Genomic DNA, 18,141 nt, shown 5'->3' with positions numbered 1-18,141 from the left:
CGGTGATTTCCCTTCGACTACGCCTATTTGTGGAGCTAGTTACGCGGGAAATTTCGCCGCGCTCATAGGTACAGGGTACCTTTTACCTTCACTAAGCCGCCTGACCAACTCGACTGAAGACTCTGTGACATCAGAATCAAAGTTAATGAGGTCCAATAGCGAAGATCGAAATCGATTAACGCGCTGAAGGGAAGACCATGTCCGACTTAACTCCAACTCCTCTTTCAATTCCATCATCTGCAGCATCTGCACTCATTGGTGATCCTGCAAAATTTGGTTATGTAGCACCAGATGGAACGGTCTTCGTTAAAACTTCAGCTGGCGATAAAGCAGTTGGTTCATATCCCGGAAAAAGCGCGGAAGAAGCACTCGCTTACTTCGTTAGAAAATTTGAAGCAGTTGCATCAGAAATCGTACTTCTTGCCGCACGCATTACAAGTGGTGCAATGGTTCCTTCCGATGCAATGGCCTCTGTGAAAAAACTACGAGATCAAGTCAAAGAAGTAAATGCAGTTGGAGATCTTGAAGCCCTTGCCGCTTCCGTTGAACAACTTGAACCACTTATTGAAGGTCATCGTGGTGCTTATGAAGCCAAGAAGGCGGCCGCAGAGGCTGAAAAATCTGCAAAGCGCGCTCAAGTTTTAGTTGAAAAAGAAAAAATCGTCGTTGAAGCAGAATCACTCGCGCTATCTGAGAGTTGGAAAACCACAGGAGATCGACTCAAAGAATTGCTAACAGAGTGGAAATCAGCTCCTCGTTTGGATAAGAAAACTGATGCTGATTTGTGGAAGCGTTTTTCAGCTTCTCGCAATAAATTTGATAAGCGCCGCAGAACTCACTTTGCTAACCTAGAGGCAACAACTTCTGTTGTTACCGATGCCAAGAAAAACTTAGTCACCCAGGCAGAAACATTGGCTACATCAACTGAATGGGTTCCAACTGCCAAGGCTTTCAAAACTCTCATGGATCAGTGGAAAGCTGCCGGGCGTGGCAAGCCATCTGATGATGCAAAGTTATGGGCTCGATTTAAGAAAGCTCAAGATCAATTCTTCCAAGCGAAAAACGCTGATTTAGAAAAGCGCGAAGTAACAATGGGTACAAACTTGGCAAAACGCGAAGAACTCATTATTCAAATTGAAGCACTTCTTCCTTTCACCGACGTTAAAGATGCTAAAAACAAATTTAGAGATCTCGCCCGCTCATGGGAGAAAATCGGAATGACCAATCGCGATAAACGTGCCGCACTCGATGCCCGCGTCAGTGTCGTAGAAGAAGCGATCAAATCAGCCGAAGCTGAAATTTGGCGCAAAACAGATCCCGCTGCAAAAGCACGTGCTGCAGAAGTTGTTGCCCAACTTCAAGGAGCAATCGATAATTACGAGAAAATTGCGGCTAAAGCAACGACTGCTGGTAATACTAAAAAAGCAACCGAGGCTTTGGAATCTGCCGCTGCACGACGAATCTGGCTGGATGAAGCACAGAAGTCCCTGGCTGAATTTAGTTAATTATTTGTTGTTCGATAAACGTCGTACACGCCCTCAATTGATCTAACTGCGCTTAATACCGCATCCAGATGAGTGGCATCAGCCATTTCAAATGTAAATCGTGAGATTGCAACGCGATCTTTGGTGGTGCTCACCGCTGCGCTAAGAATATTTACTTGCTGTTCAGATAATGTGCGAGTCACATCAGCAAGTAAACGCGCTCTATCGAGTGCTTCAACCTGAATGTTTACCAAGAACAAACTTGAGGCACCTTCTAGCCATTTCACCCCAACAATTCGATCATTCTGATGTGTGTGTAAATCATCAGCGTTAACACAATCGGCTCTATGCACTGAAATTCCGCTTCCACGCGTAATGAATCCCATGATGGGGTCTCCTGGAACTGGAGTGCAGCAGCGAGCAAGCTTTACTAAAACATCATCGATTCCTTCAACCTTAATTGCGCTACTTGAACGTTTAGCAACTGGCGCTCCCCCAGGGACGAAATCCATAGTGGGTTCAGGATGAGAATCTTCAACTCCCATAAATTGAACTAACTTGTCAATAATTGCAGCCGATGACACATGCCCATCGCCAACGGCTGAATACAACGCAGAAATATCTGGGTATCTCAACTCGTGTGCAAGTTCAAGTAATGCATGACCTGCAAAGATTTTTTGTAGAGGCAATCCCGCTTTGCGCATTTGGCGCGCGATAGATTCGCGACCCGCTTCAATTGCTTCTTCGCGACGCTCTTTGCTAAACCATGCTTTGATCTTTGATCGAGCGCGTGGGCTCTTAACAAAGTTAAGCCAATCGCGAGATGGCGCAGCTGACTCACTCTTATTTGTGACTACTTCAACAACATCGCCATTGTTTAATCGAGTATCTAGTGGAATCAAGCGTCCATTTACCTTTGCACCCGCACATCTATTGCCCACATCTGTGTGTACTGAATATGCAAAATCAACAGGCGTTGAACCACCTGGAAGAGCAACAACACTTCCTTTTGGTGTGAAGACGAAAACTTCAGGAGTCCCAAGATCGAATCTAAGTGCTTCCAAAAATTCTGATGGGTCTTCGGTCTCTTTTTGCCATTCATGTAGCTGTCGCAGCCAGAGCATTTGTGGAGAAGAAGAGTTTGTATCAGTGCCGTGCTTGTATTTCCAGTGTGCAGCGATTCCGAATTCAGCGCGTGAATGCATCTCAAAGGTGCGGATCTGAATTTCAATTGCTTTTCCATCAGGACCAATAACCGTTGTATGAAGTGATTGATACAGATTAAATTTCGGCATAGCTATGTAATCTTTGAATCGCCCGGGAACTGGTGACCAACGGGCGTGGATAGAACCAAGTACCGCATAACAATCTTTAACATCATTTACTAGAACTCTGATTCCAACAAGATCATAAATATCATTAAAATCTCGTCCACGAACAACCATCTTTTGATAGACGCTAAAGAAATGCTTCTTACGTCCAGTAACAGTTGCTTCGACAGAATCCTTAGCAAGATCCTCTTCTACATCCTTGATTACTTCAGCCGTCAAGGCATCTCGTGAAGGACTGCGCTCTGCAACCAAGCGCGAGATTTCCTCAAATTTTTTCGGCTCTAAAACTGCAAATGAAAGATCTTCTAACTCCCATTTAATTGCATTCATTCCCAATCTGTGCGCAAGCGGGGCGTAAATATCTAGGGTCTCTCGAGCTTTACGTTCGGCGCTCTGTGGATCTACGTACTTCCATGTTCGGGCATTGTGAAGTCGATCTGCCAACTTGATGACAAGAACTCTGATATCTCGCGACATCGCAACTACCATTTTGCGCACAGTCTCTGCTTCAGCAGTTGGCCCGTAACTTAATTTATCTAACTTTGTCACGCCATCGACAAGAGAGGAAATTTCATCGCCAAAATCACTTTTTAATTGTGTTAATGAATAAGGCGTATCTTCAACTGTGTCATGTAGTAAAGCCGCAATAATCGTTGAATCATTGAGCCCTAACTCAGAGAGAATCTGCGCTACGGCAACAGGGTGAGTTATGTATTCATCACCTGATTTACGAAGTTGTCCTAGGTGGGCTTTCTTTGCAACTTCAAAAGCCTTTTCAACCTTTGCAACATCAGACTTCGGATCATGCTCCTGTAAGGAGCTGATCAATGGTTGTAGGAGTGTGTCCATCTGGGACGCAAATAAAGTTACTTGCGACCTTTACGTTTTGGTTGATTGCGAGGACCACGTTTTTCGCCATTGTTCTCTGTTGCAGAAACACCGATTGTTGCCAACGCTGGCGATCCACCACGAGCATTCACGCGCTTTGCTAGAGCCTGCATCGCAGGTTCGCGCTCACGCATTGCTGCTAATAACGGTGTTGCAATAAAGATTGAGGAATATGCGCCGGTTGCCAAGCCGATGAAGAGTGCCAAAGAAAGATCCTTAAGCGTTCCTGCACCTAATAATCCAGCGCCGACGAAAAGAATGGAGCCAACAGGTAGTAGTGCCACGATAGTTGTATTAACTGATCGCACAACTGTCTGATTGATAGCTAAGTTTGCAGCCTGTGAATACGTCATTTTGGAAGTGGACGTAATTGATCGAGTATTTTCGCGGACTCTATCGAAGACAACAACTGTGTCATAGAGCGAATAGCCCAAAATGGTTAAGAACCCAATCACCGTCGCCGGCGTAACATCAAAGCCAACAAGTGCATAAATTCCCACTGTAATGAAAACATCGTGCACAACTGCCACGATTGCCGCGATTGCCATTTTTGGTTCAAAAGCCATTGCCAAATAAAGAATGACAACGATTAAGAAGCCAACCAAGCCGTATAACGCTTTACGAGTAATTTCCTTACCCCATGAAGGTCCAATGATTTGTGTGTCAATCGAATCAACGCTCACTCCAAATGCTGATGCTAATGAATCCTGAACAGCATTTGATTCTTGGGTTGACAGTGAACCTGTTTGCACACGGATTTTGTCATTTCCAACTTGTTGAATGATTTTCTCGCCAGTGATTCCAGCACTTGCAAGGGCTGATTCTGCCTGAGCAATCGAAGCGCCAACCTTAGTTACCGTATAGGAAGATCCACCTTTGAATTCAATTCCAAGATGCAATCCCTGCAAAGCAAGTGCTGCAATTGAAGCAATAATCAAAAGGCCAGATACTGCATACCAGCGGCGACGCTTTCCAATGTATTCAACTGAGGTTTCACCAGAATGCAAACGAGCGCCTAATCCTGAAAACTTAGACATAACTTACGCCTCCTTTGTGGCAAGAGATACATTGCCGATGCTTTTTGCTGAAACACCAGATAGAGCATGGCCTGAACTAAAGAATTTCAACCTAGCTAAAAACATCGTCAATGGTTTGGTGAAGGCAAATACAACAATTAAATCGACAAGTGTTGTGAGCCCCAATGTAAAGGCAAATCCACGAACGCCACCTACTGCAAATAGGTACAGGAGAACAGCGGAAATAATTGAAACGAAGTCAGCAACCACAATGGTTCGGCGCGCTTTAGTCCAACCAGTTTCAACCGCCGAACGCAGAGATCGACCATCACGAATCTCATCTCGAATACGTTCGAAGTAAACGATGAAGGAGTCAGCTGTAATACCAATAGCAACAATGGCACCTGCAATACCAGCCAAAGTAAGTGTGAATCCAATCCACTTACCAAGAAGTAAAAAGAGAAGATAAACGAGGGCGGTTGCAACCATTAGAGATCCAATGGAAACAAGGCCTAAACCGCGATAGTACAAAACTGAATATACGAAAATTAGGATGAAACCTAAAAGACCAGCCAACAAACCTGCATCTAATTGATCGGCTCCCAAAGTCGGAGAGACTTGTTGTACTTCTCCACGATCAAATGCCAGCGGCAATGCACCGTATTTTAAAACGTTGGCAAGATCTTGTGCTTCTAGTTGAGTAAAGGAACCAGTAATTTGAGCATTGCCAGAGGGAATTGCTTCATTAATTCGTGGAGCCGAAACAACTAATCCATCTAGAACAATTGCTACCTGATTTTGCGGTGAAGGAAGTGAAGTTACTCGCGCTGTGATATCACCAAATGCTTTAGTTCCTTCACCATTAAAAACTAGAGATACAAACCACGCGTTACCGCCTTGTTGATCAATTCCGGCTGTGGCCTTGGATACTTGACGTCCTAATACTTCAGCCTTATCCAAGATGTATTTTGCGGCGCCATTTCTATCGCAGGCAACAATTGCACCATCTGCATTATCGCTACCTGTGCCTTGGAGATTTTCTGGCTTAGTGCAATCAAGGGCCGCAAATTGTGCATTTAATTCTGGCGTGACAGCGGCTGCAGGAGTTGCTGCAGGATCTGCTGGAGCCGCAGATGCTGCCCCTGGCGCTGTTGCTAATACTTGTCTAAAGCGCAACTCTGCGGTTTGACCAACTAATTCAACAACGCGACGACCAGTATCTCCTGGAATTGAAATAATAATTTGGCGATTAGTTCCGCTACCTTGCGCAGCAACTTCGCTTTCTGCAACACCTAATGAGTTAACACGTTGGCGAATAATTGAAACAGCCTGATCGATTGCCTCCGTTGTAACTTTGCCATCATCTCCTGGAGCAATGCGCGGTTGCAAGGTAACACTCGTGCCTCCGCGAAGATCGAGACCAAGTCGAACTGCTGTTGCGCCAGTGATTAGAACTGTTGCAAGTAGAGCAAGCATGACGAGGGCAAGGACTACCAAGGTGCGCCCTGGACGGGCAGAAGTTTTTACGGGTTTATTCGTTGTAGACATAAGTGCAGAGTCTAGGCGTGAATATCTGGTGTGTCGAAAAGGCCCGGAGTTGCCGCTAAATCAGCAGGCGGAGTGCGCCCAATATGGGTCCATCCCTGTGCTGTTGCAATTCTTCCGCGAGATGTTCGTGCCATAAAGCCATTGCGGACCAAAAATGGTTCTGCGACAGATTCAACAGTTTCACTCTCTTCACCAACAGCGATGGCAAGAGTAGAAAGCCCAACAGGTCCACCATTAAATCTTTCAATTAATGCGGTGAGTACTGCTCGATCTAGTCTGTCTAATCCTTTTTCATCAACTTCATACATTTCAAGGGCGGCCATTGCGTGAGCATGTGAAAGAACATTTCCACCCTGCACCTGCGCAAAATCTCGAACACGACGGAGCAATCTATTTGAAATTCTTGGGGTGCCACGAGAGCGCCCTGCTATTTCATCTACTGCTTTTGCATCAATGATTAAGCCGAGTAATTTTGCGCTTCTAGTAATTACTGTTGATAAATCTTTTTCATCATAAAAATCAAGATGAGCTGTAAAACCAAATCGATCACGCAGTGGACTTGGTAATAATCCTGCTCGAGTTGTCGCACCAACTAATGTAAAGCGTGGGAGTTGCAGCGGAATGGCAGTTGCTCCTGGGCCCTTACCAACTACTACATCCACCCGAAAGTCCTCCATAGCAAGGTATAACAACTCTTCTGCTGGTCGAGGCAATCTATGTATTTCATCCAGAAAGAGAATTTCACCTTCTACTAAGGAAGAAAGAATCGCTGCCATTTCACCTGCATGCGTAATTGCCGGCCCGCTCGTAACGCGTATGGGTGTATTCATTTCACTTGCCAAAATAAGTGCAAGCGTTGTCTTTCCTAATCCAGGAGGTCCAGAGAGCAAAATATGATCCGCGGCGCTTTCACGTTTTCTGGCAGCACTGAGTAATACATCTATTTGTTGGCGCACGCGATCTTGGCCAATAAAATCTTTCAAAGTTTTAGGGCGCAGTGCATTTTCTGCAGCGCCATCATCGCTTCGAAGCGCCGGAGTAACTAAGCGGTCATCAGGCGTCATTTTTTACCATTTTGTAATGCAAGTTTTAACAATTCGCCTAACTCCATTTGTGCAATTTCTTCTTGCGAAATGTCAGATAGAACGAGGCTAATTGCATCATCGGAATCTTTGGCCGAAAATCCTAAAGAGATAAGCGCACTCGTTAATTGTTCGCGCCACACGGGTTGATGTGATCTCGTATATGAACCTTGTCCGAAATCACTTATCTTTGATTTGAGCTCGAGGATTAAACGCTGGGCACCTTTTTTGCCAATTCCGGGGACTTTCTCAATGGCAGAAATATTTTCGGTATTTATCGCCTGTGCTAACTCCGACGGTGTCAGTGCTCCCAAAATGGAGAGCGCGACTTTGGGACCAATACCTGAAACCGTTTGAACCAATTCAAAGAGAACTCGAGATGCTTCATCACTAAAACCAAAGAGAGTCAGCGAATCTTCTCGCACAACAAGGGATGTGAATAAATTTGCATGTGCTCCAACTGTTAATGAATTGCTGGTGTGTGCATTGATTAAAACATTCATGCCTACTCCCCCAACTTCAATAATTGCTCTATCGGCAGTAAGTGATCTGACTGTGCCACTAAGTGTTGCAATCATCGAAGACCTGCTAATCGCTTCTTCTCGGCAGCAAGGGCTGTTTTAATCTTTGAATCAGCAGAGCCGCGCCAGATATGACAGATGGCAAGTGCGAGTGCATCAGCGCTATCTGCTGGCTTAGGAATTTCTTGTAAATTCAAGAGACGTTTAACCATTTCTGATACTTGTGCTTTATTTGCTCGGCCAGAACCTGTTACTGCAGCTTTTACTTCACTCGGTGTGTGTAGAAAAACTGGAACACCGTGTTGTGCTGCAACCAATAACGCGATTCCGGCAGCTTGGGCTGTGCCCATAACAGTACGCACATTATGTTGTGAGAAAACTCTTTCCACAGCCATGACATCTGGTGAATACTTCTCAACCCATTGGGTAATGCCTGAGTGCAATTCAAGTAAGCGAAGATCTAAATCTATGTCTGTGGCAGTCATGATCACACCGACTCCATCCAATGTCAGAGCAGATCCTGGAGTACCTGAGACTATGCCGACACCACATCTAGTCAGACCTGGGTCGATTCCAAGAACTCGCATGGCGCAAGCCTAAGAGGTGGGGCGAAGCAATTAAGCCAGGCTCGCCATTACTTCATCTGATACATCAGCGTTACTGAAGACATTTTGCACATCGTCTAGCTCTTCGATCGCATCAATTAGTTCGAATACTTTCGTCGCTGATTCGCCATCTAAATCAATAGTCATAGATGGGATGAAAGAAGAATCCGCAGATTCGTAATCAATTCCAGCGCTTTGCAGTGCAGTGCGCGCTGTGACTAGATCACTTGCTTCGCACACAATTTCAAAAGCATCGCCATTATCGTTTACCTCTTGGGCACCGGCTTCTAGAACTGCTTCAAGAATAGATTCTTCAGTTGCCCCTGATGCTTTATTGACAATGATCAAACCTTTGCGGTGGAACAAATATGACACTGAACCCGGATCTGCCATCGAGCCACCATTGCGTGTAACAGCAACACGGACTTCAGATGCAGCGCGATTTCTGTTATCTGATAAACATTCAATCATGATTGCAACACCATGTGGTCCGTAACCTTCATACATAATTGTTTGCCAATCAGCGCCACCAGATTCAAGTCCAGCACCACGTTTGATGGCACGATCAATATTGTCTGCCGGCATTGAATTCTTCTTTGCCTTTGCAACAGCGTCAAAAAGTGTTGGGTTGCCATCCATGTCTGGTCCACCATTACGCGAGGCAACTTCGATTGCTTTAATCAACTTTGCAAAATTCTTAGCACGACGACCATCGATGACAGCCTTTTTATGCTTTGTAGTTGCCCACTTGGAATGGCCGGACATTTAACACCTCACCTGAAACATTGTTTATGCGTGCCTTACTTTATCGTAATCTGAACCAATCTCTATGAGCAAACTTTTTCGAGAAAATACCTATGAACGCTGTAGTCATCAGTGATTTCAGGATGAAAAGCTGTGGCCAATAAATGTCCCTGACGCACAGCAACTGGATGAGACACCCCGTCGGCGCCCTCGATGCTCGCTAAGACCTCGACGTTTTTGCCAACTTTTTCAACCCATGGCGCTCTAATAAATATTGCGCGTATAGGGGAAGCAGAAATTGCAGGAGCTAAAACATCGCTTTCAAATGAATCAACTTGGCGACCAAAAGCATTGCGGCGAACAGTTATATCAATTCCGCCAAAAGTTTCTTGTCCTTCTTTTGCAGCGACAATGTGATCTGCCAACATAATCATTCCCGCACAAGAACCATAGGTTGGCATGCCTGCTGCAATTCGCTTCTTAATTGGTTCAAATATTGCAAATGTTTTGGCAAGAGAAACAATCGTGGTTGATTCCCCACCCGGGATAATCAGTGCGTCGATTTTTTCTAACTCCGCCGCAGTTCTAACCTCAACGCCTTGAACTGCGCACTGCGTTAAAGCCATTAAGTGTTCGCGAAAATCACCTTGTAAAGCTAAAACGCCAACGTGCAAGTTTTTTACTACCAACCGCGTTCAGAGAGGCGATGCGGTGCTGGAAGATCTGCCACGTTAATTCCAACCATTGCTTCACCGAGTCCGCGTGACGCGTCTCCAACAACTTTAGGATCATTGTAAAAAGTAGTTGCCTTTACGCATGCTTCTGCACGTCGTTTTGGATCTCCAGATTTGAAGATTCCTGAACCGATGAAAACGCCATCAGCGCCCATCTGCATCATCAGGGCCGCATCCGCTGGAGTTGCAATGCCACCTGCTGTAAATAGCACAACTGGAAGTTTTCCATTGGCAGCAACTTCTTTCACTAAATCAAATGGAGCCTGCATCTCTTTAGCAGCGACATAGAGTTCATCTTCTCGCATAGAAGTTAGGCGACGAATTTCTCCACCTATTTGGCGCATGTGTGTCATCGCATTTGAAACATCGCCAGTGCCAGCCTCGCCCTTAGAGCGAATCATCGCCGCACCTTCATTGATACGACGAAGTGCCTCACCTAAATTTGTTGCGCCACAAACAAAAGGAATAGTGAAATCCCACTTGTTAATGTGATTGGCGTAATCAGTTGGAGTAAGAACTTCAGATTCATCGATGTAATCAACACCTAAGCTTTGAAGAATTTGTGCTTCAACAAAGTGTCCGATGCGAGCTTTAGCCATTACAGGAATTGACACTGCTGCTTGAATCGCAGCAATCATGTCGGGATCTGACATACGCGCTACTCCACCTTGTGCGCGAATATCTGCCGGAACTCTTTCAAGTGCCATAACAGCCACAGCGCCAGCATCTTCGGCAATTTTTGCTTGTTCAACATTGACAACGTCCATGATGACGCCGCCCTTAAGCATCTCTGCCATACCGCGTTTAACGCGTGATGTTCCGCTTTCCTGTGCCATTACAACTCCCTGTATGGATAGGGGCCTAATACTACTTTGAAGTTGGAGTTGGCGCGCTGGCAGGTTTGCGCGTGAAATCTGGCTCTTTATCGGTAAGGGCTACCCACACTTGTCCCGGTGCGAACTTTACTTCTGCCCCAGTTGCATCTGTCCACGTTGTTGGCGATAAAACATCTGGGCGATTCCATGTTGCTTGAATCACAGTGCCATCGCGCAAAACGTATGCCTTTCCTGTTCCTACTGTTTGTGACAACGGTGTATTTCCGCCGAACTTATCTCCGTACTCAGAAGGGGTAATGGAAACTAGTTGAATTACTAAAGTTGTTGGACCTAGGTTTTTTCCAGAATCTGAAAGATCAGGAAGTGAATTAACACTTAATAACCATCGGCTGCTCACACTATCCCAGCGGGCAGAATATTTCTGAGCGGGCCAATGCATTGTTACATCGGTGATTTCAAAACCCTCATTTTCCAATTCATCTGAAAAATTCCACCCAACGTTTCTGGCTGGATCAATCACGGTGGCTTTGCTTACTTCATTTGCCATCAACGTTCGTGCATTCAGAAACATGGCATAGGGCTGAATTCGGTTCGGATCTGTTTCATAATAAGTAGGACCGCGCTTCATCGCACCAACATCAGAGAGCTTTGCAGAAGCGATTACTGGAAGTAATTTTTGTTGAGCCCCACTGTATCCAAATGCCACATGACCGTACTGCGCAAGCAGATCGATATCGCTAATACGCGCACTGCGCACAGGACCGATCCGTGCTGGGATATTCGATGAAAACACTGCTGCCAATCTTGTGAGGCCACCTTCTACTTGTTCGATGTAAACAACATCTGCGAACTCCAAGCCAACCTGAGGACGAGCATTTGCTGTGTCATCAATTTTGACTACAAGTACCGGACCATTCTCTCCTTCTCGACCACTGAGCACATTGGTTTGAACTGGATCTGAAATCAATTCAGAAACACTCTGTGAGATGGAAGCGCAACCGGCCGTGCTTAAGACTGCAGCGTAAGCCGCAAAAACAAATAAGGATCGTGTTTTAGAGAACATCAGTTTCAAACTCATAGGTAATTGGTAGCGGCGCTGTGCCGGCTAGGCGAAATATTCGAACAATTGCTTTGCTACGCACCAAATGCGTTCTAGCCACTGCATCAACGTGTAACGCAATCGCAATTCTAACTTTATCTGTTAACTCAGATAACTCTCGGAGCAAAACTATTTCTGCAGGCCTTTGGCTGCTTTGACCATCTGCTAATAAAAGCCCAAGGGCGCCTGATAGTCCGCTTTCAGCGGCAGATCTATTTTCAATACTTGCCTCACGTGCTTGATAAGCAGCAGCGGTTAAGAGCATTGCCGATGCGGGATCTGCAATTTCACTACGTGTGATTTCAAGTGCAATGGCTGCCCGACGTTGCAATAAGCCATCTAGATTGGCCCAACTAGTTTCAACTCGATGATGTAATCGGTCTAAACGCGTTGCTAAAAAGGTTAAATACCAAATGAATACCAGTAAGAAAATTCCTATGATCACAAAGGTTTTCATTTATGCATCCCCTCGTTGATCTCGTCCAATAAATCTACTCCACGCTCGGTTTTCTGATGTAAGGCGAACTTTTTCACCACTTACTAGTGACATTTCATAGATTGAAAAAATTTGATCTGCAACAACTTTCCAATCAAATTGTTGGGCGTGTTTTTTGCCTGCCTTACCTAGTGCGATCCTACGTTCATCATCTCGCAATAAATCAATGACTCGTTTGGCCAAATCTGTAGAGCTTTCGGATTCAAATAATTCACCGAACTCTCCATGATTTAAGAGTGAGTCAAATGCTGGAATGTCACTTGCAACAACTGTGGCGCCTCCTGCTAGGGCTTCCGCCAAAATAATTCCGAACGACTCTCCCCCGGTGTTTGGTGCGATATAAAGTGAAATTGAAGCCAGAAAATTAGCCTTATCTTGTTCGGAGATCTTTCCTAGAAAAGTAAAACGAGAACGCAGCTGCGGATCAATGGATTCGATAACATCTTTGGTGTCACCAGGTCCTGCCACAAATACTCGAACATCTGGTGCGAATCTAGAAATAATTGGCAGGGCATCTACTAAAACCGAAAGCCCTTTGCGAGGTTCTTCAAATCGGCCAATGAAACCCAAGGTATTCCTCTGCCACTGCCCTTGTGCAACACCATCTCTATATCGATCGGCGTAAATTCCATTAGGAATAACAACTGCGTCAGTTTCAAGGTGTTCAGTAAGAGTGGCACGAGCTGCTTCGCTAACAGCAATACGCGCAGATAGTTTTTCAATAACTGGTTCCAAAATCGGGCCAATTGCAAATATTGCTTTTTGTCTCTTGGCTGCAGCATGAAAAGTTCCCACCATTGGTCCTTCTGCAGCCCAGCACGCCAGCAATGAAATTGAAGGAATGGCCGGCTCGTGTAAATGAAGAATGTCAAAATTTCCTTGTGCTATCCATTGGCGAACTCGCGCAAAGGCAATTGGTCCAAAAAGAACTCGCGCGACAGCCCCGTTATATGGAATTGCAATCGGCTTACCAGCACTAGTTACATAACTAGGAATTTTGGATTCATCAATCACTGGTGCCAACACTGAAATGTCATGGCCCGCAGCAATTAAGTACTCAGCCAAATCTCGCACGTGATTTTGCACGCCACCTGGTGTATCCCAGCCATATGGACAAACAATGCCTATTTTGAGCGAACGAGTAAGCATTACATTCGCTCCTTAAAATCTTCATCGATCCAAATTCTTTGAAGCATGTGCCAGTCCTGCGGATATTTACTAATACCGTGTGCAAAATTATCGGCTGATTTTTGAACAATGATTGAAACTTTTTCTTCTTGAGTTCCTTCGCTCGGAACTTTGATTTCATCAAAAGTAATATGAATTCCACGCTCTGTGTAATTTACAAAAGCTGTCACAAGAATCGCGCCCGTCTTTATTGCTAATACGGCAGGACCTGCGGGCATGCGAGCAGGGTGTCCAAAGAAGTTAACATCGACTCCAGATTTTGAAAGATCCCGGTCTGAAACGAGGGCTACGAGATGTCCCTCTCTTAACCTTTGTGCCAACGTGACAATTGACCTGGAATCAAGTGCAAGTACTTCCATACCCATTGCTTGTCTGTAACGAAGAAATTCAAGAAATAATCTTTCAGGTTTAAGCCGTTCGGCAACAGTTACAAGATGTATTCCTTTAAGGCAAAAATATGCACCAGCGTGATCCCAGTTTCCAGCGTGAGGTAGCGAGACGATAACTCCACGTCCACTTGTGATTGCATCTAGTAGTAAGTTTTCTCGTGTCACAGTTACTGTGGAATTTATACGTTCCTTACTCCAATTTGGAAATCTGAAAGTGTCACACCAATACCGCATATATGAAGACATGGCGTCTTGAAGAAGTGCCTGCATCTCGGATTCTGTAGCTTCTGGCTTTACGCGGGCCAAGTTACTTCGCAAGCGCGCAACGCTCTTTGGATTTCGCTTTACTAAAAATCGTGCGCCTTGATCAAAGAGTGAATATGCCGTTGATTCGGGCAAGGCACGCAATATTTTCCATGCGAAGATATATACCCAGCCGATGAGACTTTCTTTCATATTAAATCGCGCGTTTTACAATAATTAATCGCTGAAATGTTGTAACTACACCAAGTATTGCAAGCAACCATGCACTCATCGAAAGTGCGTATGGCACTCCTAAACCATGAAATCCTGTACCAACTAAAACAATGATTGCTCTTTCTGTGCGTTCGGCTATGCCGCCACTACATGCGATATTCATGCTCTCAGCTTTTGCTCGAATGTATGGAATGAGCATTCCGGTGACAAGGCACACTAAATAAATGATTGAAAGTTGATCATCTTCTCGGATTAAATAAATTGCCACGCCACAGAGAACTGCTGAATCAGAAATTCTGTCTACTGTTGAATCCAAAAAAGCGCCCCATTTGCTCGCGCCTTGTGAACTAATCCGAGCCATCGCTCCATCAAAAAGATCGCTGAGCATGAAAAAAGTAATAACTAGCGTTCCGACAAAAAACTCTCCTTGAGGAAAGAAGTAGAGCGCGCTGATTACAACGCTTATAGCTCCAATTGCAGTGACTGCATTAGGTGTTAATCCGATTCGTAGGAAGAATCGGGCCACCGGAGAAATAATTCGCGTGACCGCAGGTTTTAAAACTTCGCTAATCATTAGGTACATATTAGGCTTAAGCCCGTGCCAACTCATAGTTCCGAACTACGCATCAGCGTGTACGGGCATCCAAGCGCACAGCCAGAATCCGTGGCCGACCTCTTTGGCGCTACCTACAACACCGATGCCGAAGGATCTGAAGAGGTAGCGATATTTGTCATTAATCCAAACACCGGAGTTGATGAAAAAACCGTATCAAATTGGGTGGCTCTAGATGAGTTTCAGACTCCGCGATTAATAGTTGTTACCAACTTAGAAAGCGGTGAAGCAGATTTTGATGACGCAGTTCTGCTCGCAAATCGACTCTTCGATCAGATTGTTACGCCCTATTTAGTATTACATGATGATGCCGGTGCGCCCTGCGCGCTTATTAGTTTAGAGACACAGGACATTACTGATTACACCAGTAATCCTCATACAGTCATTCCAAGCGAAGCCGAACATAAAACTTTAGTAAGTGAATTTGTTGAAGAATATAGATCTCACATGGCTGTAATGGGTGAAGGATCATTCGCGGCTGGATTGCTTTTCCCTGCAATTCCGGTGTGGATAGAAAAAAACCTTGGTGTTGATATTGTTAAGCAATATCTAGCTGAGATTAATCCTTAACCCATCCTGCAGCTAAGTCGCTACGTGTTTGAGCCAATAACTGTGGCAAGACTTTTGTTTGACCAATTATTGGCATGAAGTTGGCATCGCCTCCCCAACGAGGAACAACGTGTTGGTGAATATGTTCTGCGACTCCAGCGCCCGATAGCGCCCCTTGATTCATTCCAAGATTAAAACCGGCAGCGTTTGAAACCTTGCGCAAGGTTTTCATTGCCTGCGCGCTTAAGAATGTAATTTCGTTTCGTTCGATTTCCGTTAAATCAGTTAAATCAGCAACGTGGCGATAAGCACAAATGAGTAAGTGGCCCGCGTTATAGGGATATAAATTCATGACAACGTAGGCAGTTTTACCACGATGAACAATTAATCCTTCTTCATCACTTAGCGAGGCAATTGTGCAGAAAGGACATGCAACGCTATTTCCTTCAAGTGGCCTGTTTTCACCTTTTAAATAATCCATGCGGTGCGGGGCCCACAAACGCGACCATGCATCAGGAATTCCTGCTCCACCTTCTAAATGCATGAAATTAAACCTGTATTCGCTTTGCTACCGCGTCTTTAATCTCTTTGATCGCATCGGCAATAGGAATACCATTTTTCTGTTCGCCATTTCTATATCTAAATGAAACTGCGCCAGCTTTTTGATCTTCTTCTCCGGCAATAACCATAAAAGGAACCTTCTGCATTTGTGCATTTCGAACTTTTTTCTGCATGCGATCATCGGATGCATCGAGTTCGGCGCGAATGCCAGCTTTCTTCATCTGCATCATTACATCGGTTAAGTAATCCGCGAATGCATCGGCCACTGGAATTCCAACTGCTTGTAAAGGAGCAAGCCATGGTGGAAATGCGCCAGAGTAATGCTCTGTTAAAACGCCGAAGAATCGTTCAATAGAACCAAAGAGTGCACGGTGAATCATTACAGGGCGCTGACGTGTTCCATCTGCTGCTGAGTATTCGAGTTCAAATCGTTGTGGCAATTGAAAATCAACTTGGATCGTTGACATCTGCCATGTGCGCCCAATGGCATCTTTTGCTTGCACGGAAATCTTTGGTCCATAAAATGCTGCGCCACCTTCATCAAGTACTAACTCTAATTTTTGTGCTTCGGCGGCTTTACGAAGCGCTTCAGTCGCCTCAGCCCAATCTTTATCTTCGCCCACAGATTTCTCTGGATTGCGAGTAGATAGTTCGAGATAAAAATCGTTGAGGCCGTAATCGCGCAATAAATTAAGTACGAAAGTTAATAAAGAATCGAGCTCTGCAGGCATCTGCTCTTTTGTGCAATAAATATGCGCATCATCTTGAGTGAAGCCGCGAGCACGGGTTAAGCCATGCATCACGCCCGATTTTTCGTAGCGATAGACAGTTCCAAATTCAAATAAACGAAGTGGTAATTCGCGATAAGAACGTCCCCGTGCGCGGAAAATCAAATTATGGAAAGGGCAATTCATAGGTTTCATGTAGTACTGCTGTCCAGCCTTTTTAACCGTTCCATCCGGATGGTGTTCTTCATCCAAAATCATTGGTGGATACATTCCTTCTGAATACCAATCCAAGTGACCAGAAGTTTCAAAGAGGGCAGCTTTTGTTAAGTGCGGTGAATAAACGAATTCATAGCCTTCTTCCTCATGGCGAATGCGCGAATAATCTTCCATCGCACGGCGCACAATGCCGCCCTTAGGATGAAATACAGCTAAGCCGGAACCAATTTCTTCTGGGAATGAAAATAGATCTAGTTCATTTCCGAGTCGACGGTGATCGCGTTTTTCAGCCTCTGCTAATAATTCAAGGTGAGCATTTAATTCATCCTGGGTAGGCCATGCTGTGCCATAAATTCTTTGCAGCATTGGATTTTTTTCAGAACCACGCCAATATGCGGCAGCGCTTCTCATCAACTTAAATGCAGGAATATGTTTTGTAGATGGCAGGTGTGGGCCTCGACATAAATCACTCCACACCGCTTGCCCATCGCGACCTAAATTGTCATAAATAGTTAGTTCAGCCCCACCCACTTCAACACTTGCCTCATCGCCGGCGCCAGATTTCAAACCAATAAGTTCGCACTTATACGGCTCGTGAGCGAGTTCCTTGAGAGCATCTTTTTCTGTTGTAACGCGTCGCTTAAATCTTTGACCATCTTTAACAATCTTGCGCATTGCAGATTCGATTTTTTCAAAATCATCTGGGTTAAATGGACGTTCTGGATCAAAGTCGTAGTAAAAACCATCTGTAATTGGTGGCCCAATTCCTAATCGAGTTCCTTCAAAAACACTCTGGACCGCTTGTGCCATCACGTGAGCAGCTGAATGGCGAAGCACTGCTAATCCTTCGGGCGATGAAATCGATACAGAATCAATGACATCTCCGGAAACAATGTCGGTCCAAAGATCTTTGAGTTCACCATTTATTTTGCACACAACTACATCTTTGCGCTCAGCAAAAATATGAGTTGGTTTTTGATCTGCCGCAACGTTGACGGCAACGCCATCAACGATGATTGAGAGCTCGGACATACCC

The 18,141-nt window shown here is 45.0% G+C and carries 18 protein-coding genes; 2 read left to right on the top strand and 16 right to left on the bottom strand.

Features of this window, described 5'->3' with window-relative positions; all coding sequences use genetic code 11:
- Positions 1-197: 197 nt before the first annotated feature.
- On the top strand, positions 198-1,505 hold the full coding sequence (locus PHILAsVB114_RS03220; protein WP_095697959.1) for a DUF349 domain-containing protein: 1,308 nt from the start codon (positions 198-200) through the stop codon (positions 1,503-1,505).
- Here PHILAsVB114_RS03220 and PHILAsVB114_RS03215 read toward each other — a convergent pair.
- The 14 genes from PHILAsVB114_RS03215 to pgsA form a co-directional block, all read right to left on the bottom strand.
- On the bottom strand, positions 1,502-3,664 hold the full coding sequence (locus PHILAsVB114_RS03215; RefSeq protein WP_095697958.1) for a RelA/SpoT family protein: 2,163 nt from the start codon (positions 3,662-3,664) through the stop codon (positions 1,502-1,504). The two genes, PHILAsVB114_RS03220 and PHILAsVB114_RS03215, sit on opposite strands and share 4 nt — an antisense overlap.
- 17 nt (positions 3,665-3,681) lie before the next feature.
- On the bottom strand, positions 3,682-4,740 hold the full coding sequence (secF, locus tag PHILAsVB114_RS03210) for a protein translocase subunit SecF (RefSeq protein WP_095697957.1): 1,059 nt from the start codon (positions 4,738-4,740) through the stop codon (positions 3,682-3,684).
- 3 nt (positions 4,741-4,743) lie between these two features.
- Positions 4,744-6,267, bottom strand: a complete 1,524-nt coding sequence (secD, locus tag PHILAsVB114_RS03205; protein ID WP_095697956.1) for a protein translocase subunit SecD — start codon at positions 6,265-6,267, stop codon at positions 4,744-4,746.
- Between the two features lie 11 nt (positions 6,268-6,278).
- Entirely contained in the window at positions 6,279-7,331 is a 1,053-nt protein-coding gene (ruvB, locus tag PHILAsVB114_RS03200; protein WP_095697955.1) for a Holliday junction branch migration DNA helicase RuvB, read from the bottom strand.
- Positions 7,328-7,927, bottom strand: a complete 600-nt coding sequence (ruvA, locus tag PHILAsVB114_RS03195) for a Holliday junction branch migration protein RuvA (RefSeq protein ID WP_095697954.1) — start codon at positions 7,925-7,927, stop codon at positions 7,328-7,330. The genes ruvB and ruvA overlap by 4 nt, the downstream gene beginning before the upstream one ends.
- Positions 7,924-8,457 carry a crossover junction endodeoxyribonuclease RuvC gene (ruvC, locus tag PHILAsVB114_RS03190; protein WP_095697953.1) on the bottom strand — a complete coding sequence of 178 codons (534 nt, stop codon included), beginning with the start codon at positions 8,455-8,457 and terminating at the stop codon, positions 7,924-7,926. Before ruvC ends, ruvA begins: the two co-directional genes overlap by 4 nt.
- A 30-nt stretch (positions 8,458-8,487) precedes the next feature.
- Complete coding sequence (locus PHILAsVB114_RS03185) at positions 8,488-9,240, bottom strand: YebC/PmpR family DNA-binding transcriptional regulator (protein ID WP_095697952.1); 753 nt, start codon at positions 9,238-9,240, stop codon at positions 8,488-8,490.
- A 62-nt stretch (positions 9,241-9,302) separates the two neighbouring features.
- Positions 9,303-9,893, bottom strand: coding sequence for a pyridoxal 5'-phosphate synthase glutaminase subunit PdxT (gene pdxT, locus PHILAsVB114_RS03180; protein ID WP_095698661.1), 591 nt, complete (start codon positions 9,891-9,893; stop codon positions 9,303-9,305).
- Positions 9,894-9,901: 8 nt separating this feature from the next.
- On the bottom strand, positions 9,902-10,789 hold the full coding sequence (gene pdxS / locus PHILAsVB114_RS03175; protein WP_095697951.1) for a pyridoxal 5'-phosphate synthase lyase subunit PdxS: 888 nt from the start codon (positions 10,787-10,789) through the stop codon (positions 9,902-9,904).
- A 31-nt stretch (positions 10,790-10,820) separates the two neighbouring features.
- Positions 10,821-11,852, bottom strand: a complete 1,032-nt coding sequence (locus PHILAsVB114_RS03170; protein WP_095697950.1) for a DUF3048 domain-containing protein — start codon at positions 11,850-11,852, stop codon at positions 10,821-10,823.
- Positions 11,842-12,345 (bottom strand): LemA family protein, encoded by a 504-nt coding sequence (locus tag PHILAsVB114_RS03165; protein WP_095697949.1) that lies wholly within the window; start codon positions 12,343-12,345, stop codon positions 11,842-11,844. Before PHILAsVB114_RS03165 ends, PHILAsVB114_RS03170 begins: the two co-directional genes overlap by 11 nt.
- Entirely contained in the window at positions 12,346-13,533 is a 1,188-nt protein-coding gene (locus tag PHILAsVB114_RS03160) for a glycosyltransferase family 4 protein (RefSeq protein ID WP_095697948.1), read from the bottom strand. It lies immediately after the preceding gene.
- On the bottom strand, positions 13,533-14,417 hold the full coding sequence (locus PHILAsVB114_RS03155; protein WP_095697947.1) for a phosphatidylinositol mannoside acyltransferase: 885 nt from the start codon (positions 14,415-14,417) through the stop codon (positions 13,533-13,535). The genes PHILAsVB114_RS03160 and PHILAsVB114_RS03155 overlap by 1 nt, the downstream gene beginning before the upstream one ends.
- A gap of 1 nt (position 14,418) precedes the next feature.
- Positions 14,419-15,012 (bottom strand): phosphatidylinositol phosphate synthase, encoded by a 594-nt coding sequence (pgsA, locus tag PHILAsVB114_RS03150; protein WP_095697946.1) that lies wholly within the window; start codon positions 15,010-15,012, stop codon positions 14,419-14,421.
- A gap of 24 nt (positions 15,013-15,036) precedes the next feature.
- On the opposite strand from pgsA, the gene PHILAsVB114_RS03145 reads away from it, so the two are divergent.
- The gene (locus PHILAsVB114_RS03145; protein ID WP_095697945.1) at positions 15,037-15,621 is read left to right on the top strand and encodes a hypothetical protein; all 585 of its coding nucleotides are present in this window, start codon (positions 15,037-15,039) and stop codon (positions 15,619-15,621) included.
- Here PHILAsVB114_RS03145 and PHILAsVB114_RS03140 read toward each other — a convergent pair.
- Positions 15,611-16,144 carry an HIT family protein gene (locus tag PHILAsVB114_RS03140; protein WP_095697944.1) on the bottom strand — a complete coding sequence of 178 codons (534 nt, stop codon included), beginning with the start codon at positions 16,142-16,144 and terminating at the stop codon, positions 15,611-15,613. The genes PHILAsVB114_RS03145 and PHILAsVB114_RS03140 overlap by 11 nt on opposite strands.
- A 4-nt stretch (positions 16,145-16,148) precedes the next feature.
- Positions 16,149-18,137: a threonine--tRNA ligase gene (thrS, locus tag PHILAsVB114_RS03135; protein WP_095697943.1), complete on the bottom strand. Its 1,989-nt coding sequence runs from the start codon at positions 18,135-18,137 to the stop codon at positions 16,149-16,151.
- Positions 18,138-18,141: the final 4 nt, after the last annotated feature.

Origin of the sequence: Candidatus Planktophila limnetica (assembly GCF_002288365.1) — a bacterium.
GTDB lineage: Bacteria > Actinomycetota > Actinomycetes > Nanopelagicales > Nanopelagicaceae > Planktophila > Planktophila limnetica.
This window is presented reverse-complemented; position numbering and strand designations above follow the sequence as displayed.